Annotated in this window: 21 protein-coding genes, 3 tRNA genes and 1 pseudogene; 3 read left to right on the forward strand and 22 right to left on the reverse strand. The window is 71.7% G+C overall.

Annotation, left to right across the window (positions count from 1 at the left end; genetic code table 11):
* Positions 1 to 364: 364 nt before the first annotated feature.
* The 8 genes from ACZ5WK_RS21295 to ACZ5WK_RS21330 form a co-directional block, all read right to left on the reverse strand.
* Complete coding sequence (locus tag ACZ5WK_RS21295) at positions 365 to 1,225, reverse strand: SCO4651 family lipoprotein (protein WP_465548943.1); 861 nt, start codon at positions 1,223 to 1,225, stop codon at positions 365 to 367.
* Between the two features lie 171 nt (positions 1,226 to 1,396).
* On the reverse strand, positions 1,397 to 2,221 hold the full coding sequence (locus tag ACZ5WK_RS21300) for an SCO4651 family lipoprotein (protein WP_396321493.1): 825 nt from the start codon (positions 2,219 to 2,221) through the stop codon (positions 1,397 to 1,399).
* Between the two features lie 96 nt (positions 2,222 to 2,317).
* Positions 2,318 to 3,103 carry a hypothetical protein gene (locus ACZ5WK_RS21305; RefSeq protein WP_465548945.1) on the reverse strand — a complete coding sequence of 262 codons (786 nt, stop codon included), beginning with the start codon at positions 3,101 to 3,103 and terminating at the stop codon, positions 2,318 to 2,320.
* A gap of 247 nt (positions 3,104 to 3,350) precedes the next feature.
* Positions 3,351 to 4,073: a 50S ribosomal protein L1 gene (gene rplA / locus ACZ5WK_RS21310; RefSeq protein ID WP_396321495.1), complete on the reverse strand. Its 723-nt coding sequence runs from the start codon at positions 4,071 to 4,073 to the stop codon at positions 3,351 to 3,353.
* 76 nt (positions 4,074 to 4,149) lie between these two features.
* A complete protein-coding gene (gene rplK, locus ACZ5WK_RS21315) occupies positions 4,150 to 4,584 on the reverse strand; it encodes a 50S ribosomal protein L11 (RefSeq protein ID WP_376155943.1) in 435 nt (144 codons plus the stop codon).
* Between the two features lie 162 nt (positions 4,585 to 4,746).
* On the reverse strand, positions 4,747 to 5,649 hold the full coding sequence (gene nusG, locus ACZ5WK_RS21320) for a transcription termination/antitermination protein NusG (protein ID WP_396321496.1): 903 nt from the start codon (positions 5,647 to 5,649) through the stop codon (positions 4,747 to 4,749).
* A gap of 212 nt (positions 5,650 to 5,861) precedes the next feature.
* Positions 5,862 to 6,203: a preprotein translocase subunit SecE gene (secE, locus tag ACZ5WK_RS21325; RefSeq protein ID WP_465548948.1), complete on the reverse strand. Its 342-nt coding sequence runs from the start codon at positions 6,201 to 6,203 to the stop codon at positions 5,862 to 5,864.
* A gap of 149 nt (positions 6,204 to 6,352) precedes the next feature.
* Positions 6,353 to 6,425, reverse strand: a tRNA-Trp gene (locus ACZ5WK_RS21330).
* Positions 6,426 to 6,733: 308 nt separating this feature from the next.
* Here ACZ5WK_RS21330 and ACZ5WK_RS21335 point away from each other — a divergent pair.
* Positions 6,734 to 7,981 (forward strand): pyridoxal phosphate-dependent aminotransferase, encoded by a 1,248-nt coding sequence (locus tag ACZ5WK_RS21335; protein WP_465548950.1) that lies wholly within the window; start codon positions 6,734 to 6,736, stop codon positions 7,979 to 7,981.
* Between the two features lie 94 nt (positions 7,982 to 8,075).
* Entirely contained in the window at positions 8,076 to 9,131 is a 1,056-nt protein-coding gene (locus ACZ5WK_RS21340) for an adenosine deaminase (protein WP_465548952.1), read from the forward strand.
* Here the strand turns inward: ACZ5WK_RS21340 and ACZ5WK_RS21345 are convergent.
* From ACZ5WK_RS21345 to ACZ5WK_RS21370, 6 genes are all read right to left on the reverse strand, one after another.
* A complete protein-coding gene (locus ACZ5WK_RS21345) occupies positions 9,121 to 10,164 on the reverse strand; it encodes a UDP-N-acetylmuramate dehydrogenase (protein WP_465548974.1) in 1,044 nt (347 codons plus the stop codon). The genes ACZ5WK_RS21340 and ACZ5WK_RS21345 overlap by 11 nt on opposite strands.
* 89 nt (positions 10,165 to 10,253) lie before the next feature.
* Complete coding sequence (locus tag ACZ5WK_RS21350) at positions 10,254 to 10,676, reverse strand: MaoC family dehydratase (protein WP_465548954.1); 423 nt, start codon at positions 10,674 to 10,676, stop codon at positions 10,254 to 10,256.
* A 4-nt stretch (positions 10,677 to 10,680) separates the two neighbouring features.
* Positions 10,681 to 11,139, reverse strand: a complete 459-nt coding sequence (locus tag ACZ5WK_RS21355) for a MaoC family dehydratase N-terminal domain-containing protein (protein WP_148644350.1) — start codon at positions 11,137 to 11,139, stop codon at positions 10,681 to 10,683.
* A 116-nt stretch (positions 11,140 to 11,255) separates the two neighbouring features.
* Positions 11,256 to 11,420 carry a 50S ribosomal protein L33 gene (rpmG, locus tag ACZ5WK_RS21360; protein ID WP_006604855.1) on the reverse strand — a complete coding sequence of 55 codons (165 nt, stop codon included), beginning with the start codon at positions 11,418 to 11,420 and terminating at the stop codon, positions 11,256 to 11,258.
* Positions 11,421 to 11,503: 83 nt separating this feature from the next.
* Positions 11,504 to 11,576 (reverse strand) — tRNA-Met (locus tag ACZ5WK_RS21365).
* Positions 11,577 to 11,619: 43 nt separating this feature from the next.
* A tRNA-Thr gene (locus tag ACZ5WK_RS21370) sits at positions 11,620 to 11,692 on the reverse strand.
* Between the two features lie 253 nt (positions 11,693 to 11,945).
* On the opposite strand from ACZ5WK_RS21370, the gene ACZ5WK_RS21375 reads away from it, so the two are divergent.
* Entirely contained in the window at positions 11,946 to 13,217 is a 1,272-nt protein-coding gene (locus ACZ5WK_RS21375) for an amidohydrolase family protein (protein WP_465548956.1), read from the forward strand.
* Between the two features lie 322 nt (positions 13,218 to 13,539).
* On the opposite strand, the gene ACZ5WK_RS21380 is transcribed toward ACZ5WK_RS21375, so the two are convergent.
* From ACZ5WK_RS21380 to ACZ5WK_RS21415, 8 genes and pseudogenes are all read right to left on the reverse strand, one after another.
* Complete coding sequence (locus tag ACZ5WK_RS21380; RefSeq protein WP_396321502.1) at positions 13,540 to 14,214, reverse strand: response regulator; 675 nt, start codon at positions 14,212 to 14,214, stop codon at positions 13,540 to 13,542.
* Positions 14,207 to 16,816 carry an ATP-binding protein gene (locus ACZ5WK_RS21385; protein WP_465548958.1) on the reverse strand — a complete coding sequence of 870 codons (2,610 nt, stop codon included), beginning with the start codon at positions 16,814 to 16,816 and terminating at the stop codon, positions 14,207 to 14,209. The genes ACZ5WK_RS21380 and ACZ5WK_RS21385 overlap by 8 nt, the downstream gene beginning before the upstream one ends.
* Before the next feature lie 131 nt (positions 16,817 to 16,947).
* Entirely contained in the window at positions 16,948 to 17,595 is a 648-nt protein-coding gene (kdpC, locus tag ACZ5WK_RS21390; RefSeq protein WP_465548960.1) for a K(+)-transporting ATPase subunit C, read from the reverse strand.
* A gap of 16 nt (positions 17,596 to 17,611) precedes the next feature.
* Complete coding sequence (gene kdpB / locus ACZ5WK_RS21395; protein WP_465548962.1) at positions 17,612 to 19,780, reverse strand: potassium-transporting ATPase subunit KdpB; 2,169 nt, start codon at positions 19,778 to 19,780, stop codon at positions 17,612 to 17,614.
* Positions 19,780 to 21,441, reverse strand: coding sequence for a potassium-transporting ATPase subunit KdpA (gene kdpA / locus ACZ5WK_RS21400; protein WP_465548964.1), 1,662 nt, complete (start codon positions 21,439 to 21,441; stop codon positions 19,780 to 19,782). The genes kdpB and kdpA overlap by 1 nt, the downstream gene beginning before the upstream one ends.
* 1 nt (position 21,442) lies before the next feature.
* Positions 21,443 to 21,532, reverse strand: a complete 90-nt coding sequence (kdpF, locus tag ACZ5WK_RS21405; RefSeq protein WP_465548966.1) for a K(+)-transporting ATPase subunit F — start codon at positions 21,530 to 21,532, stop codon at positions 21,443 to 21,445.
* A 333-nt stretch (positions 21,533 to 21,865) separates the two neighbouring features.
* Positions 21,866 to 23,860 carry an APC family permease gene (locus tag ACZ5WK_RS21410; protein ID WP_465548976.1) on the reverse strand — a complete coding sequence of 665 codons (1,995 nt, stop codon included), beginning with the start codon at positions 23,858 to 23,860 and terminating at the stop codon, positions 21,866 to 21,868.
* Between the two features lie 291 nt (positions 23,861 to 24,151).
* A pseudogene (locus ACZ5WK_RS21415) lies at positions 24,152 to 24,778 on the reverse strand (amino acid permease); the annotation flags it as partial.

The following is a 24,778-nucleotide window of genomic DNA, read 5'->3' on the forward strand; positions in this document are numbered from 1 at the left end:
TCGAAGTCCGGCCGACCGCAAAAGTCGACCATTCTCGCCTCTGACCGACCGGACGGAAGGAAAGCTCCTGCAGAAAAGCAGATGAGCCCCGGTGCGCAGGCGCACGGGGCTCAGTACGACCTCGACAGGTCCACGTGCGAACACGCGGGACCCGGAAGTCCAAGCTCCAAACAATCCTGCGCGGGCTGCCTGCGCTGAAAGCGCAGATCCTTCGGTCGCCCACTCCCTTGCGGGGGCGCGGCGACAACCAGCGGTCTTTGGCTTCGGCAACAGTAGCCGGACCCCGCCGTCCGGGGCAAATCGCCCAGGACCACCGCCCGCGGACGGGCCGGACGGGCCGGACGGGACTGGTCGGCGGGCCGGCTCAGCGGGCCAGCGGGGAGACGTTGCGGGTGCCCGCGTCGACGGTGTCCGCCTCGGCAGGGGCCTGGGCCGAGAGGGCGCCGGCGAACTCGGAGTAGAGCACCGAGTCGTCGGCCCGGCCGCTCTCCCCGGTGCCGGTGCGCTGGAGCTTCACCAGCTGGTCCTTGTCGTTCAGCCAGAGGTCCAGGGTCAGCGAGGCCGATCCGCCGGGGGCGAGCGCGGCACGCAGGCCGTCCCGGCGGGCCTGGCTCAGCTGGGTCTGCGCGGCCGCGTACCGCTCGGCGTTGGTGGTGACCCGGTAGTGCTCGACCGTCGAGTCCTCGGCCTTCTCCTCGCCGACGTACTGCGCCGCCACCCCGTCCGCGGTCGCGGCGGCCAGCACCTCGACCGGGTTGAGCAGGTCGATCAGCCCGGCGTACGGGATCTCGCGGTGGCCGTCCGGGCCCGGCGCGCCGCTGAACCGCTCCCAGTGCCGGCCGCCGAGCCGGGCCGCGGTGGCGGCGTCACCGCCCTGGTAGGCCACGGTGTCCACGACGATCAGCTGCTCGGCCTCGGCCGGGGTGGAACGTTTGACCTGGAGGGCGGTCTTCGGCAGCCAGAACAGCGGGCCGGAGCCGGCGTCCGGCCCGAGCCGGTAGCTGACCTTGGCCCGGCGCGCGGTCTGCATGGCGAGCTGGGCGGAGAGCAGGACACCGTGCGGCGACCGGTCGGTCGGCTTGGCCGGGCCGGTCGGGGAGGCGCTGGTCGGCGTCGGCGTCCCGGAGGGCGTCGGCGGCGTGCCGCCGTTCCCGCCGCACGCCGTCAGCCCGCCCGCCAGCAGCGCGGCGGCCACCGCCGCCGCCAGCCGCTGCCGCACCGCCATGGCCCGCTCCCCTTCCGTCCCTGTTGCGCCTGTTCCGAGCCACCTTGCCACCAACTGCCCGGCCGGCCGGTGGCGCCCCCCTGGCCCGGCCCGGTGAACCCGGCGCGCCCCGCGACGCGCCGGGGTCGGAGCCGGGACCGGGGCCGGGACCGGAGGGAGAGCCCCCTGGGCTCAGCCGCCGAAGAGCTTGGAGAAGTCGGAGCTCTTGCCGACGTCGGCGAAGGCCGGCGCCTCGATCTTGGGCGCGGCGCCCAGGCCCGAGTACTTGACCGTGACGGCCTGCTGCTCGCCGTTCTTGTTGCCGTAGCCCTTGAGCTGGACGAGCTCCTGGGCGCCGTTGATCCAGAAGTCGACGGTCATCGTGTTGCCGCCCGCGGCGAGGGTCTGCTGGACGGCGGTGCGCTGGTCGTTGCCGAGCGCGCTCATCGCCTCGGTCAGCTTGGCGACATCCTCGACCGCGCGGTAGTGCGTGGTGTCGACCCCGCCGACGGCCTCGGCCCCGACCTTGGTCGGCTTGCCGACCTGGGCCGCCACCGTGAGCTGGAGCACCGGGTTGCTCAGCTGGGTCACGGTCAGGAACATCCCGGCCATCGGGCCCACGCCCGGGTCCTGGGGGGTGACCTTGGCCCAGTGCTTGCCACCCAGGGCGGCCGTCACGTCGGCGCCGCCACCGAGGAAGATGTCGTCGCCGACCACCCGCGTCTTGGTGGACGCCTTGCCCTTGCCGGCCACGTCGACATCGGTTCTCTTGCTCCACTGGGCCGTACCGGCCATGGAGTTGTCGGGCAGCGCCAGCTCGACGTTGCCGTTGGCGGCCTTCTGCATCACCACGGCCGAGGCGGCCAGCGCGGCCTTCGGGTCGAGGCCGGAGGACTTGCCGGCGGCCGGGCCCTCCGCGGACTTGGTGTCCGTGTTGCCGTCACCGCCGCAGGCCGTCAGTCCTCCGACCAGGACGGCGGCTGTGACGACGACGGAAGCGAGGCGCAGAGCACGCATGAAGAAACCCCCAATGAGGCCCGATTGTCAGGTAATACGCAGCGGACTCTAACGGATCGTCAAAGTCCGCCTGACAACGGCCACCCCCCGAACGGCTCAGCCCGTCGCGGCAGGGGTCTCCGCAACCGGCCCGAGGTCGGAGAGGTCGGTCGTGGTGACCACCTTGGCGGTGCCGCCCTGGACGGTGGCGCGGAGCCGGAGCAGCCGGTCACCGGGGGCGACCCAGAAGTCGTAGCCGATCGCCGTGACCCCGCGCTGCCGGTAGTAGGCGAGCAGGACCGCGAGCCGGTCGGCGGAGAGCCCCTGGTCGGCGCCGAAGAAGTCGGCCACCGGCGCGGAGCCCTGGTAGTGCGCCACCGTGGTGCCGGCCAGCTGCTCGCCGCCGAGCGAGGTGAGCCTCCCGGCCAGGGCCATCGAATGCGCCGGGCCGCCGGGGTTGGCGATCAGCCCGCTCAGCCAGCCGCCCGCGTACGCCGCGCCCGGCGCCCGCGGATCCAGCGACTCGGCATCGGCCCGCTCGGCCCGCTTCGCCGGCGCCCCGTCGTACGCGAGGTCGAGCGCGCCGTCCCGGGCCTCGAGCCGGGCGGTGCCCAGCTCGTCGGTGACGGCCAGCTCGACCGCGTCCCGGGCGCCCCAGGAGACGGCCCCGGAGGCGGTGCGCCGCCCGGCCGGGCCCTCCTCGGTGACCTGCACGCGCGTGCCACCGGAGTCGTCCAGGTTCTGCGCGGCCGAGAGCAGCACCTGCTTGGGCGGCCGGACGGTGGCGGGCGCGCCGGCCGGCGTGCGGTCCCCCGAGACGGCCAGCAGGCTGCAGGCGGTGAGACAGCCGGCGAGCAGCAGCAGGGCCGCCCCCCAGACGGCGGGGCGAAGGGCGGGCGGCACGGCACACTCCGACGGTCACACGGTAATTCACATGATCTGACCGGCTGAGCGTACGACGAGCCGCACCACACGTCCTCCCCGGCCCGGTCTCGATCCGGACACGACGACCGCTCGGAGGACGACCGCCCCGGGAGCACGGCCCGGGCCGGACACGACGACGGGCCCGCACCCCCGGTGAAGGGGGTACGGGCCCGTCGTACGGACTACTGCTGCGCCCAGGACGCGGCTACCGGTGTGAGCTCGGGGCTCAGACGGCGGCCGGGTCCTCCTCGACCAGGAGGTTGCGGGTGCGGTTCGGGTCGACCAGGATGCCGGGGCCGATCGTGGTGGAGATCGCGGTCTTCTTGATGTAGCGACCCTTGGCGGCGGACGGCTTGGCGCGGAGCACCTCGTCCAGCGCGGCGGCGTAGTTCTCGACCAGCTGCTCGTCGGTGAAGGAGGCCTTACCGATGATGAAGTGCAGGTTCGAGTGCTTGTCGACGCGGAACTCGATCTTGCCGCCCTTGATGTCGTTGACAGCCTTGGCGACATCGGGGGTGACGGTGCCGGTCTTCGGGTTCGGCATCAGGCCACGGGGACCGAGCACGCGGCCGAGGCGGCCGACCTTGCCCATGAGGTCCGGGGTGGCGACGACGGCGTCGAAGTCCAGCTTGCCCTTGGCGACCTCGTCGATGAGCTCGTCGGCACCAACGATGTCGGCGCCCGCAGCACGCGCGGCCTCGGCACGCTCGCCGGTCGCGAAGACCAGGACCCGAGCGGTCTTACCGGTGCCGTGCGGGAGGATCACGGTGCTGCGGACCATCTGGTCGGCCTTGCGCGGGTCAACGCCCAGACGCATGGCGACCTCGACGGTGCCGTCGAACTTGCTGGTGCTGGTCGCCTTGGCGAGGCGGATGGCCTCGAGGGGGGCGTAAAGGCGGTCGCGGTCGACCTGAGCGTCCGCGGCCTTCAGAGCCTTGCTGCGCTTCACTGCTGCTCCTGAGTGGGGAATGGAGTCGTGGTATGTACGGGCCGCGCAGGCCCTACCACATGGACGAGAAGGGTGATCAGCCCTCGACCGTGATGCCCATCGACCGGGCGGTGCCGGCGATGATCTTGGACGCGGCGTCCAGGTCGTTGGCGTTCAGGTCGGGGAGCTTGACCGTGGCGATCTCGCGGACCTGGGCGGCCGTGAGCTTGGCGACCTTGGTCTTGTGCGGCTCGGCGGAGCCCTTCTCCACGCCCGCGGCCTTCAGGATGAGGCGCGCGGCCGGCGGCGTCTTCGTGATGAAGGTGAAGGAACGGTCGTCGTAGACCGTGATCTCCACCGGCACGATCATGCCGCGCTGCGACTCGGTCGCAGCGTTGTAGGCCTTGCAGAACTCCATGATGTTGACGCCGTGCTGGCCCAGCGCGGGGCCGACCGGCGGCGCCGGGTTGGCCGCACCGGCGTTGATCTGGAGCTTGATAAGCCCCGTGACCTTCTTCTTCTTGGGAGGCATTTCTCTCCGGGTCCTTCCGAGAGGTGATTGCTGGTGCATGCCGGACCGGGGCGACACCCGGCCGCCAGCACACACATCGGACCAGGCTAACGCGGATGCGCCGCTGGACCAAAACGACTTCGGGGCGGAGCCGCAGCCCCGCCCCGAAGCCGAAGCTCAGTGCTAGTTCTTCTGGATCTGGTCGAAGGAGAGCTCGACCGGGGTCTCCCGGCCGAAGATCTCGACCAGGCCCTTGACCTTCTTCGAGTCCGGGTTGATCTCGTTGATGGTCGCCTGCAGGGTGGCGAAGGGGCCGTCGGTGACGGTGACGGAGTCGCCGACCTCGAAGTCGAGCACCTGGATCTCGCTCGGCTTGACCGGCGAGGGCTTGCCGGCCTCCTTGGCCGCCTGGCGCTCGACGTCGGGGGCGAGCATCTTGACGACCTCGTCCAGGGTCAGCGGGTACGGGTCGTAGGCGTTGCCGACGAAGCCGGTGACACCGGGGGTGTTGCGCACGACGCCCCAGGACTCCGGGGTGAGGTCCATGCGCACCAGGACGTAGCCGGGGAGCTTGTTCTGGCGGATGGTCTTGCGGTCGCCGTTCTTGATCTGGACGACCTCCTCCTGCGGCACCTCGGCCTGGAAGATGTACTCCTCGACGTTGAGCGAGACCGCGCGCTGCTCCAGGTTCTGCTTCACCCGGTTCTCGTAGCCCGCGTAGGTGTGGATCACGTACCACTCGCCGGGCATGAAGCGCAGGTCCTCGCGGAACTTGGCGACCGGGTCGACCTCGGCCTCGACGACGGCCTCGGCCTCGTCGGCAGCCTCGTCGGCCTCGTCGGCGGCCTCCGCGGACTCCTCGGCGGCGAGCTCCTCGTCGGCCTCCACGTGCAGCGCGGCCTCCTCGGCCGGCTCGCCGGCCTCGGCCTCGTCGTACGCCTCGGCCTCGTCCTCGTCGCTGTCCGCGGCGTCCACGATCTGCTCGGCGGACTCGGCTTCGTCAGCCAGCTCGGCCGCGTCCAGCTCGGCGGCGACATCCGCCTCGCGGACGGTCTCGTCGGCGTCGTACAGGGGGGACTCAGACACGGTGGCTGCTTCTTTCCTGGAGATGGTGAAGGTGGCGCGCTCCGGGACCGCTCCGGCGCCGCTACCGCTCACGCGGGCGCCAGGAGATGCCTCGGAGACTTCAACAGTACCGAGTCAACGGTAGCGGCCTCGTACGTCCGGCGCCGACAGCTCGACCCGGACCGAAGAATCGGCCCGGGTCGGAAAGCTGTTTCAAAGGTGGGGCGGCTCGGTCAGCCGAAGACCCAGAGGCTGAGCTTCGAGAACCCGTAGTCGAGGGCTGCGACGAAAGCCATCACGACCACGACGAACACGACCACGACGGTGGTGTAGTTGACCAGCTCGCTGCGGGTGGGCCAGACGACCTTGCGCAGCTCGGCGATGATCTGGCGGTAGAACAGGGCCAGGCGGGCGAAGACGCCCTTCTTGGCCCGCTTGCCGGACTTCTTGTCGCCCGAGCGGCCTCGCTTGCGGTCGCGGCGCGACTCGCCGGCCGGCGTGGTCTCGTCAGCGCCGTCGGCACCCTCGGGGTTGCCGCTCTCAGGCGTTGCGGTGGAGCCCGTGGTCTCCGTCACTCGTCCTCACCTGAATCCGGGTCCTGCCGAGCATCACCTGCGTACCCGATCGGGCACGAGCGGCCGGCTAAAGCGGTGCTGTTCGGTGCCCTCTCCGCATCAAGCCCGTTCGCTCTGTGGAGCGAACGGGCTGAATACGGATCAAGCAGCAGGGCAAGAGGGACTTGAACCCCCAACCGCCGGTTTTGGAGACCGGTGCTCTACCAATTGAGCTATTGCCCTACGGCGCCTTACGGCTCCTGTAGCGACCACCAACCTACCGCATCTCCCCCCGCTGTATGCACAGGCGGTGGAAGTCTTGGCTTCTCGGTGGCCGTCGAGCAGTGAGTGTACGTGGTCGAGGGGGGTTTGGTCGAACCTCTTCTTTTTCCCGGTTTCCCTCCCGAGCAGCCACGACCCGGTCACGACCCGGCCGCCACCGCGCCGCGACCGGGCACCGACCGCACCGCCTCCGGCCGCCATGCGGACGAGCCCGTACAGATGGTGAAACCCCCATGCCCGGTCCGTCCCGGTTCTGCGACCATGCAGGCATGAGCGCTTCCACCCCGCAGCCCGACAGTTCCGTCCGCCCCGCCGACCGGAGGGTCTCCGCCCGGATCGGCGCGATCGCCGAGTCCGCGACCCTCGCCGTGGACGCCAAGGCCAAGGCCCTCAAGGCGGCCGGCCGGCCGGTGATCGGCTTCGGCGCCGGCGAGCCGGACTTCCCCACCCCGGACTACATCGTCGAGGCGGCCGTCGAGGCCTGCCGCGACCCGAAGAACCACCGGTACACCCCGGCCGGCGGCCTGCCCGAGCTGAAGGCCGCGATCGCCGCCAAGACGCTGCGCGACTCCGGCTACGCGGTGGACGCCTCCCAGGTCCTGGTGACCAACGGCGGCAAGCAGGCGATCTACGAGGCCTTCGCCGCGATCCTCGACCCGGGCGACGAGGTCATCGTCCCGGCCCCGTACTGGACCACCTACCCGGAGTCGATCCAGCTGGCCGGCGGCGTCCCGGTGGAGGTCGTCTCCGACGAGACCACCGGCTACAAGGTCTCGGTCGAGCAGCTGGAGGCCGCCCGCACCGAGAACACCAAGGTGGTCCTCTTCGTCTCGCCGTCCAACCCGACCGGCGCGGTGTACACCGAGGCCGAGGCCCGGGCCATCGGCGAGTGGGCGCTGGAGCACGGCCTCTGGGTGCTGACCGACGAGATCTACGAGCACCTGGTCTACGGCGACGCGACGTTCACCTCGCTGCCGGCCCTGCTGCCCGAGCTGGCCGACAAGACCATCGTCGTCAACGGCGTGGCCAAGACCTACGCGATGACCGGCTGGCGGGTGGGCTGGGTGATCGGCCCCAAGGACGTCGTCAAGGCCGCGACCAACCTGCAGTCGCACGCCACCTCCAACGTCTCCAACGTCGCGCAGCGCGCCGCGATCGCCGCCGTCAGCGGTGACCTCGCCGCCGTGCACGAGATGCGCACCGCCTTCGACCGGCGCCGCAGGACCATCGTGAAGATGCTCAACGAGATCGAGGGCGTCGTCTGCCCCGAGCCCGAGGGTGCGTTCTACGTCTACCCGTCCGTCAAGGGCCTGCTGGGCAAGGAGATCCGGGGCAAGCGCCCGCAGACCTCCGGCGAGCTGGCCGCGCTGATCCTGGACGAGGCCGAGGTCGCGGTCGTCCCCGGCGAGGCCTTCGGCACCCCGGGCTACCTGCGCCTGTCGTACGCGCTGGGCGACACCGACCTGGTCGAGGGCGTCGCCCGGATGCAGAAGCTGCTCGGCGAGGCGACCGCCTGACGGCACCCGCCCGACGCGACCGCCCCCTTCACCCCTTCGGGGGACACGAAGGGGGCGGTTCCCGTATCCGGGCCCGATGCGGCAGTATCGGCGGATGGAACGCCTGCTGATTCCGCGAGACGTCAGGGACCTCCCCAAGGCCCACCTGCACCTGCACTTCACCGGCTCGATGCGACCCGCCACCCTGCTGGAACTGGCCGACAAGCACGGCGTCCGCCTGCCGGAGGCACTCAGCTCCGGCGAGCCGCCCCGGCTGCGGGCCACCGACGAACGCGGCTGGTTCCGCTTCCAGCGCCTCTACGACACCGCCCGGTCCGTCCTGCGGGACGAGTCCGACATCCGCCGGCTGGTCCTGGAGACCGCCGAGGACGAACGCCGGGACGGCTCCCGCTGGCTGGAGATCCAGGTCGACCCGACCTCGTACGCGCCCCGGCTCGGCGGCCTGATCCCCGCGCTGGAGCTGATCCTGGACGCCGTCCGGCACGCCGCCGAGGTCACCGGCGTCGGCATCCGCGTCCTGGTCGCGGCCAACCGGATGAAGTCCCCGATGGACGCCCGGACGCTGGCCCGGCTGGCCGTCCGGTACGCCGACCAGGGCGTGGTCGGCTTCGGCCTCTCCAACGACGAGCGGCGCGGCCTCGCCCGGGACTTCGACCGGGCATTCGACATCGCCCGCACGGGCGGGCTGCTGGCCGCCCCGCACGGCGGCGAGCTGGCCGGCCCGGAGTCCGTCCGGGACTGCCTGGACGACCTCGGTGCGGGCCGGATCGGCCACGGCGTCCGGGCCGCCGAGGACCCCCGGCTGATGCAGCGGCTGGCCGACCGTCAGGTCACCTGTGAGGTCTGCCCCTCGTCCAACGTCTCGCTGGGCGTCTACGAGCGGGCCGAGGACGTCCCGCTGCGCCGGCTGTTCGACGCGGGCGTGCCGCTGGCGCTGGGCGCCGACGACCCGCTGCTGTTCGGCACCCGGCTGGCCGCCCAGTACGACCTGGCCCGCGACGTGCTCGGCTTCGACGACGCCGAACTCGCCGAGCTGGCCCGCCAGTCGGTGCGCGGCTCGCGCGCGCCGGAGAGCACGCAGAAGGAGCTGCTGGCGGACATCGACGCCTGGCTGGCGGACGCCCCTCAGTGGACGCCCGCTAGAGCTTGACGCCCACCATGACCGGCTCGTTGACCAGCTCGACGCCGAACGCCGCCCGGACACCGTCGCGGATCTCCCGGGCCAGCGCCAGCAGGTCCTCGGCGGTGGCCGCACCGCGGTTGGTCAGGGCCAGGGTGTGCTTGGTGGAGAGGGTGGCCGGACCGCTGCCGTACCCCTTGCCGAAGCCCGCCTTGTCGATCAGCCAGGCGGCCGAGGTCTTGGTGCAGCCGTCCGGCGCCGGGTAGGCGGGGGCGGTGAGGTCGCGCTCGGCGGCCAGGGCGAGGAAGGCGTCGTACTGCTCGGCGGTCAGTACCGGGTTGGTGAAGAAGGATCCCGCCGACCAGGTGTCGTGGTCCGCCGGGTCGAGCACCATGCCCTTGCCCGCGCGCAGCCGCAGCACGGCGTCGTAGGCCGTGCGCAGCCCGACCGGCTCGCCCTGCTCGACGCCCAGGTGCCTGGCGGTCTCGGCGTAGCGGACCGGGGTGGAGAGCCCGCCGTTGTCCGCCAGGGCGAAACGGACCCGCAGCACGACGTGGCGGTCCGGGTCGGCCTTGAAGCGGCTGTGCCGGTAGGAGAACTCGCACGCGGCGCCGGAGAGCGTCACGACCTCGCCGGCCCGGCGGTCGTAGGCGACCACCTCGGTGACGGACTGCGCCACCTCCTGGCCGTACGCGCCGACGTTCTGGACGGGCGTGGCACCGGCCGAGCCGGGGATGCCGGCCAGGAACTCGATGCCGGCCAGGCCGTGCTCCACCGTCCGGGCCACCGCCTCGGCCCAGACCTCGCCGGCGGCCAGCTCCAGGGTGGTGCCGTCCAGCGCGAAGCCGGTGGTGGCGATGCGCAGCACCGTCCCGGCGAAGCCGGCGTCGCCGATCACCAGGTTGGAGCCGCCGCCGATGACCAGCAGCGGCTCGCCGGCGGCGTCGGCCTCGCGGACGGCGGCGACCACCTCGTCGTCGGTGGTCGCGGTCACCAGGCGGCGGGCCGGACCGCCGAGGCGGAGCGTGGTCAGCGGGGCGAGGGGGGCGTCGAGTTCTACCAGCACGCCCCCAGCGTACGGGGAGGAGCGGGGGCGGCCCCTCCCCCGTACGCGTCCTCGGGGGCGGGGCCGGCCCTGCCCCCGTCGTGCGCTCAGGCCAGCCGGACGACGGCGCGGGACATGCCCAGCACCTTCTGGCCGCCGTACGTCGCCACCAGGTCGACCTGGACCTTCCGGTCGTCCAGCAGCTTGGCCACCTTGCCGGTGACCTCGATCACGGAGCCGACCCCGTCGTTGGGCACCGGCACCGGACGGGTGAACCGCACGCCGTACTCGACCACCGCTCCCGGGTCGCCGACCCAGTCGGTGACCACCCGGACCGCCTCGGCCATGGTGAACATGCCGTGCGCGATGACGTCCGGCAGGCCCACCTCCTTGGCGAACTTCTCGTTCCAGTGGATCGGGTTGAAGTCGCCGGAGGCGCCCGCGTACTGCACCAGCGTGGCGCGCGTCACGGGGAAGGACTGCGCGGGCAGCTCGGTGCCGGCCGCGACCTCGTCGAAGCTGATCGCCATGGCGTTACTCCCCCGCCTCGTCGGCGGCCCGGGCCACCAGGGTCATGACCGACGTCACCACGTGCTCGCCGCTGGCGTCCGACACCTCGCCGCGCACCGTGAGCACGTCGTTGCCGGCGAGCGACTTGATGTTGTCGATGGTCACGGCGACCGAGAGGCGGTCACCGGCCCGCACCGGGCGGGTGTAGGCGAACTTCTGGTCGCCGTGCACCACGCGGCTGTAGTCCAGGCCCAGCTCCGGGTCCTGGACCACCTGGGCGGCGGCCCGGAAGGTCAGCACGAACGGGAAGGTCGGCGGGGCGATGACGTCCTGGTGGCCGAGCGCCTTGGCGGCCTCCGGGTCGGTGTACGCCGGGTTGGCGTCACCCACGGCGACCGCGAACTCGCGGATCTTCTCCCGGCCGACCTCGTACGGCTCGGTGGGCGGGTACGTCCGCCCGATGAAGGAGGGGTCGAGTGCCACGGGCAACTCCTCGAAAGTCCGGTGGATGACGAAAAAAGACTCCGGGCCGCACCCAGAGAGGGTGCGGCCCGGAGTCGAAGACCTGATTCACACAGGCCCGGCGCCCTGCAACAGGGTCAGCGGGTCTCGCGGTGCGCGGTGTGCGAGTTGCAGCGGGGGCAGTGCTTCTTCATCTCAAGACGGTCCGGGTCGTTACGCCGGTTCTTCTTGGTGATGTAGTTCCGCTCCTTGCACTCCACGCAGGCCAGCGTGATCTTCGGGCGGACGTCGGTGGCAGCCACGGGAGTGCCTTCCTTGGACAATGAATAAGAACACAACAAGAGTAGCCGACCGGGAGTGCGATCTCCCGACCGACTACGCGGGGTAGCGGTGACCGGACTTGAACCGGTGACACAGCGATTATGAGCCGCTTGCTCTACCAACTGAGCTACACCGCCACAGTGATCCGGAGCACAGCCGAAGCTGACTCCTTTTCACCAGAGCCCCCATGCGGAATCGAACCGCAGACCTTCTCCTTACCATGGAGACGCTCTACCGACTGAGCTATAGGGGCGAACGAGGAAGAGATTACACGTTCCGCGCCCAGAGGTGAAATCCGTATCCCGGCGCGAAGACCGCAGGTCGGCGGCGTGCACGGGCGAGCGATCGAAGGCCGGGCGTTCGAACGGCCCTCCGGCGGCGCGGCCCGACCCGATACGACTATTGCCCGCCTCCCGGCGCCCCGCGCCCGCGCGCCATAGGCTCGTCGCTCATTGATCGGGACGGGCCGGGCAACTCGACGGGCCAGCGCGAGAAGGAGCCGGGCGATGGACAGCGCAGCCGCCGACGGGCCGCACTCCGGGCCCGGCCCGGCGGCCAACCCGCTCGGGCACGGCCCCGTCCTGCTGCTCACCGACGCCCGGCTCGTCGACGGCCGGGTGGTGGACGTACGGATCAGCGGCGACCGGATCCAGGCCGTCGGCACCGCCGGCAGCCTCGGCCCGCTGCCCGCCCTCCCCGGCGCCCCCACGGCCACCACCGGCGCCCGGATCGACCTCAAGGGCTACCTGCTGCTGCCGGCCCCCGCCGAGGCGCACGCCCACTACGACGTCGCCTTCGCCGCCGCCCTGCCCAGCCCGCCGCCGGAGACCCCCTCCGACCTCACCCGGCGGGTCACCGAGGCCGCGCTCACCTCGCTCGGCTACGGCGCCACCGCCCAGCGCACCCACGTCCGGATCGGCGACGTGCACGGGCTGCGCAGGCTGGAGGCGGTGCTCACCGCCCGGCAGGCGCTGCGCGGGCTCGCCGAGCTCCAGGCCGTCGCCATGCCCCGGCTGCTCACCGGCCGGGCCGGGGCCGACGGCCGGGCCCAGCTGCGCGACGCGCTCAAGCTGGGCGCCACGGCGGCCGGCGGCTGCCCCGAACTCGACCCGGACCCGGCCGGCTACGTCCAGCTGCTGGTGGAGGCCGCCCGGGAGGCGGACTGCCCGGTCGACCTGCACACCACCGGCGCCGACCCGGCGCAGCTGGCCCGGCTGGCGAGCGCGCTGGCGCCGCTGCGGCCGCGGGTGGTGCTCGGCCCGTGCGGGTCGCTGGCTCCGGGCGCCCCGACGGTGCTGGCCACCAGTGGCGTCCGGGTGGTCTGTCTGCCGCAGAACGGCTGCTGCACCGGGCTGGAGGGCCGGCCGGGCGGCCTGCGGCCGGGGCTGCTGCGCGAGCTGGTGGACGCCCGGGTGCCGCTCGCGGCGGGCAGCGGCGCGCTGCGCGACCCGGCCAACCCGGTGGGGCGGGCGGATCCGCTGGAGGCCGCGTACCTGCTGGCGGCGGGCGGTGTGCTGGCTCCGGAGGCGGCGTACGACGCCGTGGCCAACCAGGCCCGCGCGGCGCTCGGGCTGCCGCCGGTCCGGGTGGACGCCGGGTTCCCGGCGGAACTGCTGGCGGTGCGCGGGGACAGCCTGGCGGGGGCGCTCGCGGGCGGGCACAGCCGGCTGGTGGTGCACAGCGGACGGGTGGTCAGCCGGACCAGCGCGGTGCGGGAGTTCGCCGACACGGTGGCGCTGGCGCTGCCCCGGCAGTCGGGCAGCGCGGGCGGGGGCTGACATGGACGGTGGTTCGGGGACGATTGGCGCTGGGCCGCACGCCCCTCCCTCACCTGTCGGCCACCTTGGGCGGCGGCTCTGGAGAAGCCCCAGGCATCCCCCACGTGACTCCTCCACCCCGCGAGCGGGGCGGCTTCTCACTCAGGTCCGTAGGCCCTCGTGACGGCCAAGCCCTGACCGCTACCCGGAGGCAGGATCACAGAGCACGAGTGAGAGACGGGGTCGCGCTTGCCACGCCCATATGTGACCCCAGCTGACCGGCATCGGCGTACGTTGCCTGCCAATGACCGGTCTACTGCCAATCCGTAGAGATGACGTCTGGTCAGGGCTCGTACCGGTAGCCGATGCCGGGCTCGGTGATCAGGTGGCGCGGCCGGGCCGGGTCGCGTTCCAGCTTGCGGCGCAGCCCGGCCAGGTAGACCCGCAGATAGTTGCCGTGCCCCTCCTGCGCCGGGCCCCAGACCTCGCGCAGGATCTGCCGTCCGGGCACCAGCCGGCCCGGGTTGGCGAGCAGCAGGGCGAGGATCCGCCATTCGGTCGGGGTGAGCCGGACGGGGCCGTCCGGGCCGGTCACGGTGGTCGCGGCGAGGTCCACGGCATGGTCGCCGATCACCGGCGCGGCCGGGGCGGGGGCGCCGGGCAGCCGGCGCAGCACGGCGCGCAGCCTGGCCAGCAGTTCCTCCATCAGGAACGGCTTGGTGAGGTAGTCGTCCGCCCCGGCGTCGAGCGCGTCCACCTTGTCGGCGGCGCCGGAGCGGCCGGAGAGCACGATGATCGGCACGTCGCTGCGGCTGCGCAGGCCCCGGATGACGTCCATGCCGTCCAGGTCGGGCAGGCCGAGGTCGAGCAGGACGGCGTCGGGCGCGGTGTGCGCGGCGCGGTCCAGGGCCTCGCCGCCGCTGGCGGCCGTCCGGACGGCGTACCGGCGGGCGCTGAGGTTGATCCGCAGGGTGCGCAGCAGCGCCGGTTCGTCGTCGACGATCAGGATCTCACTCATGCGGCGCCCCTCCCGGACGGTCGTCGTGAACGGTCTGCGCGGCGGGCAGGGTGAGCAGCATGGTGGTGCCGCCGCCGGGGGTGTCCTCGACCTCCAGGCTGCCGCCCATGGCCTCGGCGAGGCCGCGGGAGAGGGCGAGGCCGAGGCCGACACCGGTGGTGTTGTCGGTGTCGCCGAGGCGCTGGAAGGGCAGGAAGACGCGGTCGCGGTCCTCCGGGGCGATGCCGGGACCGCGATCGATGACGCGGATCTCGACCCGGCCCTGGTGGTGGCTGGCGGCGACCAGGACGGGGGCGCCGGGGGCGTTGTGCCGCAGCGCGTTGGTGATGACGTTGGCGAGGACGCGTTCCAGCAGCGGCGGGTCGACCAGCACGGCCGGCACCGCGTCCAGGTCCAGCGGCTGGACCGGCGCGTACGGGTCGGGGAGGGTGTCCAGCGCCCGGGGCAGGATCTCGTCGAGGTGGGTCTCGGCGAGGTGGAGGGTGAGGGCGCCGGCCTGGAGACGGCTCATGTCGAGCAGGTTGTCCACCAGCCGGGTGAGCTTGACCAGGGACTCGTCGGCGGTGGCCAGGAGTTCGGCCTGGTCCTCGGGCGAGAACTCGACGTCCGGGCTGCGCAGTGAGCCGACCGAGGCGAGGGCGGCGGCCAGCGGGGTGCGCAGGTCGTGGCTGACGGCGGCGAGCAGGGCGGTGCGCATCCGGTCCGCGGCCTTGATCGGCTCGACCTCGGCGGCGACCACGGCGAGCCGGTCGCGTTCCAGCGCGGCGGCGACGTGCGCGGCGAAGGCGGTGAGCACGCGCTGGTCGGCGGCGGGCAGCCGGCGGCCGGTGAGGACGAGCACCGCGTCGGCGCCGACGGGGATCTCGGTGGTCTCCGCCGGCTCGCCGCTCCGGACTCCGTCCTCCCGGCCGGTCCGAACGTCTCCGTCGCGGCCATCGTCGGTCCGGCCGTCGTCGTCGCAGCGGGCCAGCACCTCGCCGCCGGTGCGTTCCAGCAGGGCGACGGAGTCCATTCCGAAGGCCGTCCGGGACTTCTCCAGCAGGGCGGGCAGCGCGTCGGCGCCGCGCAGCACGCTGCCGGCGAGGGTGGAGAGGGTCTCGGCCTCGGCGGTGGCCCGGGCGGCCCGGGTGGTGAGCCGGCTCGCGTGGTCGACCACGGTGGAGACGGCGAGCGCGACGGCGGCGAAGACGACCAGCGCGACGATGTTGTTGGTCTCGCCGATGGTCAGGGTGTGGACGGGCGGGATGAAGAAGTAGTTCAGCAGCACCGAGGCGACGACCGAGGCCAGCAGGGCGGAGGTGGCGCCGCCGAGCAGGGCGACGATCACCACGCCGAGCTGGAAGATCAGCGCGTCGGTGGTGAGGTTGACGGTGCCGTGCGCCTGCGAGAGCAGGGCGGTGAGCAGCCAGGGCAGCACCAGCCCGGCGAGGTAGCCGGCGATGGTGCGGCGCTTGGAGTGGCGGCGGCCGAGCGAGGGCAGCCGGCCGCGGCCGGTGAACTCGTGCGTGACCATGTGGACGTCGATGTCCTCGGAGGCGTCCACCGTGGTCTCGCCGATGCCGGGGCCGGTGAGGAAGCGGGTGATCCGGCCGCGCCGGCTGGTGCCGAGGACGAGCTGGGTGGCGTCGTGGGCGCGGGCGAAGGCGAGCAGCGCGGTGGGGATGTCGTCGCCGACGACCACGTGGTAGCTGCCGCCGAGGGTCTCGACCAGCTGCCGCTGCTGGGCGAGCGCGCCGGCGGAGGCGCCGGCCAGGCCGTCGCTGCGGGTGACGTGGACGGCGAGCAGGTCGCCGCCGGCGGTACGGTCGGAGATCCGGGCGGCGCGGCGGATCAGCGTCTCGCCCTCGGGTCCGCCGGTGAGGGCGACCACGACGCGTTCGCGGGTCTCCCAGACGCGGTCGATGTTGTGGCTGGCCCGGTAGTCGCGCAGCCCCTCGTCGACCCGCCCGGCCACCCAGAGCAGGGCGAGCTCGCGCAGGGCCGTGAGGTTGCCGACCCGGAAGTAGTTGGAGAGCGCGGCGTCCACCTTCTCCGCCCTGTAGACGTTGCCGTGGGCCATCCGGCGGCGCAGCGCCTGGGGGGCCATGTCGACGAGTTCGATCTGGTCGGCCCGGCGGACCACCTCGTCCGGGACGGTCTCGCGCTGGGGGATGCCGGTGATCTTCTGGACGACGTCGTTCAGCGATTCCAGGTGCTGGACGTTGACGGTGGTGATGACGTCGATCCCGGCGTCGAGCAGCTCCTCGACGTCCTGCCAGCGCTTGGCGTGCCGGCCGCCGGGGATGTTGGTGTGCGCCAGCTCGTCCACCAGCGCGACCGTGGGCTTGCGCCGCAGCACCGCGTCGAGGTCCATCTCGTCGAACTCGGCCTCGCGGTAGGAGCGGTTGAGCCGGGGAACGGTCTCCAGGCCGGTGAGCATGGACTCGGTGTGCCGGCGCCCGTGGCACTCGATGAAGCCGACCACGACGTCCGCGCCGCGCTCCTGTCTGCGCCGGGCCTCGTCCAGCATCCGGTAGGTCTTGCCGACACCGGGGGCGGAACCGAGGTACACCCTCAGCCGGCCGCGGCGGGGGCCGGTGCCGGGGGTGAGGTCGCGGGCCATGGGCGCTGCTCTTTCGTCTTCTTCGTACGAGGGTCAGGGCGTACGTCGGCCGACCCGGGCGCGGGGTGGTGCCCCGGCCCGGGTCGGCCCGTCTCACTGGTCCAGCCGGTCGGCCGTCACTTCTGCCTCCGTCATTTCTGCTGGGCCAGGGCCTTGTTGAGCAGGACGACGTTGACGCCCTCCTGGCCGAGGAAGCCGAGCGAGGGGCCCTCGGTGTACTTCTCGATGAGCTTGTTCAGCGTCTCGGGCGAGACGTTGCCGCGGGTCTTGGCGACCCGGTCGGCCTGCTCCTTGGCGTAGGCGACCGAGATGTGCGGGTCGAGGCCGGAGCCGGAGGTGGTGACCGCGTCCACCGGCACGGTCGCCGGGTCGACGCCGTCGAACGCGGCGACGGCCTTGCGCCGCTCCTCGACGGTCTTGGTGAGGTCCTCGCTGTTCGGGCCCTGGTTGGAGGCGCCGGAGCTCTTCGGATCGTGGGCGCCGGGCCGGGGCTGGAACCACTGCGGGTCCGGCTTGGCCTCCTCGTTCGCGTCGTCCCCCGTTGTCGAACCGGAAGGGTTCTGTTTCGGCAGGTCGTAGTTCTGGCCCAGCAGGCTGGAGCCGATCTCCTTGCCGTCGGCGGTCTTCACGATCGAGCCGTTGGCCTTCCCGCTGAAGGCGGCCTGGCCGATGCCGGTGACCAGCAGCGGGTAGGCGAGGCCGAGGATCACCGTCATCACCAGCAGCATCCGCAGCGCGGTGAAGTGCGTGCGCACGGTGGTGGGCAGGGGCTTGGACATCTGGGGTTCTCCTCTCTCAGCTCAGACCGGGGATGAACTGGACGACGATGTCGATCAGCTTGATCCCGACGAAGGGGACGACCAGCCCGCCGAACCCGTACAGCCCGAGGTTGCGGCGCAGCAGCGAACTGGCGTCGGACGGGCGGTACTTGACGCCGCGCAGGGCGAGCGGGATGAGGCCGACGATGACCAGGGCGTTGAAGATGATCGCCGAGGTGATGGCGGACTGGGGGCTGTGCAGGCCCATGACGTTGAGCTTGTCCAGGCCCGGGTAGACCGCCGCGAACATCGCCGGGATGATCGCGAAGTACTTCGCGACGTCGTTGGCGATCGAGAAGGTCGTGAGCGCGCCGCGGGTGATCAGGAGCTGCTTGCCGATCTCGACGATCTCGATCAGCTTGGTCGGGTTGGAGTCCAGGTCGACCATGTTGCCGGCCTCCTTGGCCGCCATGGTCCCGGTGTTCATCGCGACACCGACGTCGGCCTGGGCGAGGGCGGGGGCGTCGTTGGTGCCGTCACCCGTCATCGCGACCAGCTTGCCGCCGGACTGCTCCTTCTTGATCAGGGCCATCTTGTCCTCGGGGGTGGCCTCGGCGAGGAAGTCGTCCACGCCCGCCTCCTCCGCGATCGCCCTGGCGGTCAGCGGGTTGTCGCCCGTGATCATGATGGTCTTGATGCCCATCCGGCGCAGCTCGTCGAACCGCTCCCGCATGCCCTCCTTGACCACGTCCTTGAGGTGGATGACCCCCAGGACCTTGGCCGGGTCCGCACCCGCCTTGGTCGCCACCACCAGCGGGGTGCCGCCGGCCGCCGAGATGCCGTCCACCAGGGTGGAGACCTCGTCGGTGACGGTTCCGCCGTTGTTCGCCACCCAGGTGGTGACGGCGGCGGCGGCGCCCTTGCGGATCTGGTGCAGGCCGCCCGCGCGTCGCCCGCCACCACCCGTGCCCGAGTCGCCGCGCCCCACGACGTCCGATTCGTCCAGGTCGACGCCGGACATCCGGGTCTGCGCGGTGAACGGCACCCAGGTGGCGTGCGTCAACTCGCCCTGCGCACGCGCCCGCAGGCCGTAGCCCGCCTTGGCGAGGACGACGATCGAGCGGCCCTCCGGGGTCTCGTCGGCCAGCGAGGAGAGCTGGGCGGCGTCCGCCAGCTCCTCGGTGGAGACGCCGGTGGCGGAGAGGAACTCGGCGGCCTGGCGGTTGCCGAGGGTGATGGTGCCGGTCTTGTCGAGCAGCAGGGTGTTGACGTCGCCGGCCGCCTCGACGGCCCGGCCGGACATCGCCAGCACGTTGCGCTGGACCAGCCGGTCCATGCCGGCGATGCCGATCGCGGAGAGCAGCGCGCCGATCGTGGTCGGGATGAGCGCCACGATCAGGGCGACCAGCACGATCGTCGACTGCGGGGCGCCCGCGAAGGTGGCCATCGGCTGGAGGGTGACGACCGCGACCAGGAAGACGATGGTCAGCGAGGCCAGCAGGATGTTGAGCGCGATCTCGTTCGGCGTCTTCTGCCGGGCCGCGCCCTCGACCAGGGCGATCATCCGGTCGATGAACGACTTGCCCGGCTCGGAGGCGATCTTCACCACGATCCGGTCCGAGAGCACCTTGGTGCCGCCGGTCACCGCGCTGCGGTCACCACCCGACTCGCGGATCACCGGAGCCGACTCACCGGTGATCGCCGACTCGTCGACGGACGCGACGCCCTCGACGACGTCACCGTCGCCCGGGATGATCTGCCCGGCCTCGACCACCACGTGGTCGCCCAGCCGCAGCGCCGTCCCGGAGACCTCCTCCTCCGCCTGACTCCTCGGCCAGTCGAGCAGCCGACGGGCCATGGTGTCGGTCTTGGTCTTGCGCAGGGTGTCCGCCTGCGCCTTGCCGCGGCCCTCGGCGACGGCCTCGGCCAGGTTGGCGAAGATCGTGGTCAGCCAGAGCCAGACGGTGATCGACCAGGCGAACACCGACGGATCGGCCATCGCGGCGACGGTGGTGACCACCGAGCCGACCTCGACCACGAACATCACCGGGTTCTTCACCATCACCCGGGGGTCGAGCTTCCTCACCGCGTCGGGCAGCGACGAGACGAGCAGCTTCGGGTCCAGCAGGCCGCCGGAGACTCTGTGCGGCGTCGCGGCGGGCGCCTCCGGCAGCGGGGCCGGCTTCTCGGTAAGGGTGGACGACATCAGGAGAGACCTTCCGCGATCGGCCCGAGGGCCAGGGCCGGGAAGTAGGTGAGGCCGACGACGATCAGGACGACGCCCGACAGCAGGCCCACGAACAGCGGCTTGTGGGTGGGCAGGGTGCCCGGGGTGGCGGGGACGGGCTGCTGCTGCGCGAGCGAGCCGGCCAGCGCCAGGACGAACACCATCGGCAGGAAGCGGCCGAACACCATCGCCAGGCCGATCGCGGTGTCGTACCAGTCCGTGTTGACGGTGATTCCCGCGAACGCCGAACCGTTGTTGTTCGCGCCCGAGGTGAAGGCGTACAGCACCTCGGAGAAGCCGTGCGCACCGGAGTTGAGCATCCCCGCCCGCTCGCCGGGCAGTGCCATCGCCACACCCGTGCCGACCAGCACGATCGTCGGCGTGGTCAGGATGTACAGGGAGGCGAACTTCATCTCCCGCCCGCCCAGCTTCTTGCCCAGGTACTCCGGGGTGCGGCCGACCATCAGACCGGCCACGAAGACCGCGACGATGGCCAGCACCAGCATCCCGTACAGGCCCGAACCGGTGCCGCCGGGCGCGATCTCGCCCAGCATCATGTTGAACATCGTCAGCCCGCCGCCGAACGGCGAGTACGAGTCGTGGAAGGAGTTCACCGCACCGGTCGACGTCAGCGTCGTGGACGCCGCGAACAGGCCGGAGGCCGCGATGCCGAACCGCTGCTCCTTGCCCTCCATCGCCCCGCCGGCCGCCTGCATCGCCGTACCGGAGTGCTGCGCCTCGAAGAAGGTGATCAGCGCGACCGAGGCCACCCAGAACAGGCCCATCACCGCGACGATCGCGTAGCCCTGGCGGTGGTCGCCCACCATCTTGCCGAAGGCCCGCGGCAGCGCGAACGGGATCAGCAGGATGAGGAAGATCTCCAGGAAGTTGCTGAGCCCGGTCGGGTTCTCGAACGGGTGCGCCGAGTTGGCGTTGAAGAAGCCGCCGCCGTTGGTCCCCAGCTCCTTGATGACCTCCTGCGAGGCCACCGGTCCGCCCGGGATCGCCTGCGGGTCGCCGGCCAGGGTCGCGACCTCGTGGAAGCCGTGGAAGTTCTGCACCACGCCGGTCGCGATCAGGGCGACGGCGAAGACGACCGAGATCGGCAGCAGCAGGCGCAGGGTGATCCTGGTGAGGTCCACCCAGAAGTTGCCCAGCCGGTCCGTCCGGTTGCGGGTGAAACCGCGGATGAACGCGGCCACGATCGCGATGCCGACCGCCGCCGAGACGAAGTTCTGCACCGCCAGGCCCGCCATCTGCACCAGGTGCCCCATCGCGGACTCGCCGCTGTAGGACTGCCAGTTGGTGTTGGCGACGAACGATATCGCGGTGTTCCAGGCCTGGTGGCCGGGCATCTGCTCGACCCCGAGGTTCAGCAGCAGGTGGCCCTGCAGCCGGATCAGGCCGTAGAGGAAGAGCACGGAGACGGCCGAGAAGGCCAGCACCGAGCGCAGGTACGCCGGCCAGCGCTGGTCGGCGTCACCGTCCACCCCGATGACCTTGTAGAGGCCGCGCTCGGCTCTGAGGTGTTTCTTGGAGGTGAGGAGGTGGGCGATGTAGTCGCCCAGGGGGCGGTAGCACAGGGCCAGGGCGCCGATGAGCGCGAGGACCTGCAGCCAGCCCGCGAGAGTGGAGCTCATGTCAGAACTTCTCCGGGTAGATCAGCGCCACGACGAGGTAGCCGACGAGGGCGACGGCCACGATGAGACCTGCGACGTTCTCGGCGGTCACAGCTTCTCCACCCCCCGCGCGATCAGGGCGATGACGGCGAACACGGCGACCGTGACACCGACGTAGATGAGATCCGACATGGGCTCCACCACAGTGGTTCGGAGGTGGCCGCGGCCGGCCCTCGACGGGCCCGGTGCGGCACCGGCGGAGGGCCGGCAGAGCCAGCAAAGCGCCCTCACAGGGCGTTACCGCCGTTCTTGACGCCCTCCATACGGTGCCCGTTCGATTGTTGACGAGGTCCATACGGGGGCGTCCCCGCGCGGGCTCCGCCCGTGTCCGGGCACGTGAAGGGCCCCGGACAGCGGTGCTGTCCGGGGCCCGGCCGGCTGTCCGTCAGGCGTTCTCGGGCGCCGGCAGCTTCTCGTACTCCGACCTCGCCGCCGGCTCACCGCGGCGCACCGCGCCCGGGGCGCGGCGGGACGGGTGGTACGCCTTGCTGGAGGAGGTCAGCTGCCACGGCACGCTGATCACCATCACGCCGGAGGTGAACAGCAGCCGGCTCTTCAGCCAGAGCGCCGACTGGTTGTGCAGCAGGTGCTCCCACCAGTGCCCGACCACGTACTCGGGGATGAAGACCGCCACCGCCTCCCGCGGGCTGCTCCGGCGGTACTCACGGACGTACTGGACGACCGGCTTGGTGATCTCCCGGTAGGGCGAGTCCAGCACCTTCAGCGGCACCTGGACGTCCAGTTCCTCCCACTGCCGCTCCAGCTCCTGGGTGGCGTCGCTCTCCACCGCGACGGTCAGCGCCTCCAGCGAGTCCGGCCGGAACGCCTGCGCGTAGCCGAGCGCCCGCAGGGTGGGCTTGTGCAGCTTGGAGACCAGCACGATCCCGTGCACCCTGGACGGCCGCACCGACTCCTCCCGCGGGTCGTCCACCGCCAGTTCCTCGGCCACGCTGTCGTAGTGCCGGCGGATGCCGCGCATCATCACCCAGAGCACGATCGCCGCGACCACGGCCAGCCAGGCGCCCTGGGTGAACTTGGTCAGCAGCACGATCACCAGCACCAGCGCGGTGGTGACCGCGCCGAACGCGTTGATCACCCGGGAGCGCTGCGCCGAGCCGCGGACGGCCGGGTCGGTCTCGCCGCCGAGCACCCGGTTCCAGTGCTTCACCATGCCGATCTGGGAGAGCGTGAAGGAGGTGAAGACGCCCAGGATGTAGAGGTGGATCAGGCTGGTGACGTCCGCGTCGTACAGCCAGAGCAGCCCGCCGGCCACCACCGCGAGCGCGATGATGCCGTTGGAGAAGGCGAGGCGGTCGCCGCGGGTGTGCATCTGCCGGGGCAGGTAGCGGTGCTCGGCCAGGATCGAGGCCAGCAGCGGGAAGCCGTTGAACGCGGTGTTGGCCGCCAGGATCAGCACCAGCGCGGTGACGGCCTGGATGAAGTAGAAGAGGAAGCTCTGGTCCCCGCCGAAGATCGCGGCCGCCAGCTGGGCGATCACGGTCTGCTGCGGCGCGGTGTGGCAGTCCCCGGGGAAGCCGGTCAGCTGGCAGGCGTCGTCGGTGATGTGCACCTTGGCCATCAGGGCCAGCGCGGTGATGCCGACGAACATGACCACGGCCGTGGTGCCCATCACGGCCATCGTGGCGGCGGCGTTCTTCGACTTGGGCGCCCGGAACGCCGGCACACCGTTGGAGATCGCCTCGACGCCGGTCAGCGCCGTACAGCCGGAGGCGAACGCCCGCAGGCCCAGCATCAGCAGGCCGAGGCCGGCCAGGGCGTCCTTCCCGTCCACCGGCAGGATCCCGTACGAGGCGCTGGCCGCCACCGGGGTGTCCCCGAAGGCCGCCTTGATCAGGCCGGTGACCACCATCAGCACGATGCCGCCGATGAACAGGTACGTCGGCGCCGCGAAGGCCTTGCCGGACTCCCGGACCCCGCGCAGGTTCATCGCCGCCAGCAGGACGACGAATCCGACCGCCAGCTCGACCCGGTAGTCGGCCAGCGAGGGCAGCGCCGAGATGATGTTGTCGACGCCCGAGGCCACCGACACCGCGACCGTCATCACGTAGTCGACCAGCAGTGACGCCGCCACCACCAGGCCGGAGTTGGCGCCCAGGTTGCGGGACACCACCTCGTACGAGCCGCCGCCGCTCGGGTAGGCGTGCACGACCTGGCGGTACGACATCACGACGACCGCCATCAGCGCGACCACACCGGCCGCGACCCACGGGGTCAGGTACAGGAAGGCGGTGCCACCGACGGTGAGCACCAGCAGGATCTCCTGGGTCGCGTAGGCGACCGAGGAGAGCGGGTCGGAAGCGAAGATCGGAAGGGCCAGCCGCTTGGGGAGCAGCGTCTCGCCCAGCTCCTCGCTGCGCATGGCCTTGCCGATCACTAGGCGCTTGAGCGCCTGGGGCACGTTGAACACATGGGCGAGCGTAAGGGCCTGAAACGGGCTGGCAATAAGCCTCGGCGGAGTGTCCCGCGGGCCCGGCACGCCCATTGGGCGGAGTGTTCCCGCAGGTCGAAGCCGCTATGTGCGGGCCGTACCGGGCCGGTCGGGGGCGTTTCGAGGGCATTGAGCCCCCCCGTTAAGACATCGTCAAGATATGACGATCGGATCGAACATTTGGGACATATATCCTCAATTCGCCTCCGTCGTCCCGGTGCGCTACATCCGCATCCGGAGCCGGCAGACCACCGCGTCGGTGTGGCGGCGCAGGGCGCGGTCGATGACGGCGCCGCGCCGGTTCTGCAGGGCGCGCTGCCAGGGGCGGGCCGGTTCGACCTCGGGGATCAGGACGGTGAGGCGGTCGTAGGCGTGCTCGGTGGCGAGGTCGTTGACGAGGGCGGCGATCGGCGGGCCGAGCCGGCGGTGGCCGTCCGGGATCTCCACCAGCGGCACCCCGGGCTGCCAGAGCTCCCAGTCCCGGCGCAGCGCCTCCGCCTCGGCGCCGTCGTGGACGACGGTGACGGCCATGACCTCGTCGCCGAGGGAGAGGGCGGCGGAGAGGGCGTCGCGGGTGAGGCGGGTGATCGCGGTGACGGGGACGACGACCAGGCTGCGCTGCGGGGTGAGGGGGCCGGGGATGCGGCCCAGCTCCAGGCGTTCGCCGATCCGGGCGTAGCTGCGGTGGATCGCCTCGAAGAGGGCGACGAGCAGGGGCAGGGCGAGGCAGATGCCCCAGGCGCCTTCGGTGAATTTGGTGCCGGTGACGACGACGGCGGCGATGCCGGTGAGGAGTGCGCCGAAGCCGTTGAGGGCGGCCTTGGCGTGCCAGTGGGCGGGTTTGTGCCG

Source organism: Kitasatospora sp. NPDC032757 (assembly GCF_055579305.1).

Excerpts from the sequence above, each read along its gene's own strand:
- ACZ5WK_RS21295 (WP_465548943.1), bottom strand. The coding sequence starts at position 1,225 with ATGGCGGTGCGGCAGCGGCTGGCGGCGGCGGTGGCCGCCGCGCTGCTG.
- ACZ5WK_RS21375 (WP_465548956.1), top strand. The coding sequence starts at position 11,946 with ATGGACAGCGCAGCCGCCGACGGGCCGCACTCCGGGCCCGGCCCGGCG.
- ACZ5WK_RS21340 (WP_465548952.1), top strand. The coding sequence starts at position 8,076 with ATGGAACGCCTGCTGATTCCGCGAGACGTCAGGGACCTCCCCAAGGCC.
- rplK (WP_376155943.1), bottom strand. The coding sequence starts at position 4,584 with ATGCCTCCCAAGAAGAAGAAGGTCACGGGGCTTATCAAGCTCCAGATC.
- kdpC (WP_465548960.1), bottom strand. The coding sequence starts at position 17,595 with ATGTCCAAGCCCCTGCCCACCACCGTGCGCACGCACTTCACCGCGCTG.
- ACZ5WK_RS21385 (WP_465548958.1), bottom strand. The coding sequence starts at position 16,816 with ATGGCCCGCGACCTCACCCCCGGCACCGGCCCCCGCCGCGGCCGGCTG.
- ACZ5WK_RS21335 (WP_465548950.1), top strand. The coding sequence starts at position 6,734 with ATGAGCGCTTCCACCCCGCAGCCCGACAGTTCCGTCCGCCCCGCCGAC.
- ACZ5WK_RS21350 (WP_465548954.1), bottom strand. The coding sequence starts at position 10,676 with ATGGCGATCAGCTTCGACGAGGTCGCGGCCGGCACCGAGCTGCCCGCG.
- ACZ5WK_RS21380 (WP_396321502.1), bottom strand. The coding sequence starts at position 14,214 with ATGAGTGAGATCCTGATCGTCGACGACGAACCGGCGCTGCTGCGCACC.
- ACZ5WK_RS21300 (WP_396321493.1), bottom strand. The coding sequence starts at position 2,221 with ATGCGTGCTCTGCGCCTCGCTTCCGTCGTCGTCACAGCCGCCGTCCTG.
- kdpA (WP_465548964.1), bottom strand. The coding sequence starts at position 21,441 with ATGAGCTCCACTCTCGCGGGCTGGCTGCAGGTCCTCGCGCTCATCGGC.
- kdpB (WP_465548962.1), bottom strand. The coding sequence starts at position 19,780 with ATGTCGTCCACCCTTACCGAGAAGCCGGCCCCGCTGCCGGAGGCGCCC.
- ACZ5WK_RS21410 (WP_465548976.1), bottom strand. The coding sequence starts at position 23,860 with ATGCGCAGCGAGGAGCTGGGCGAGACGCTGCTCCCCAAGCGGCTGGCC.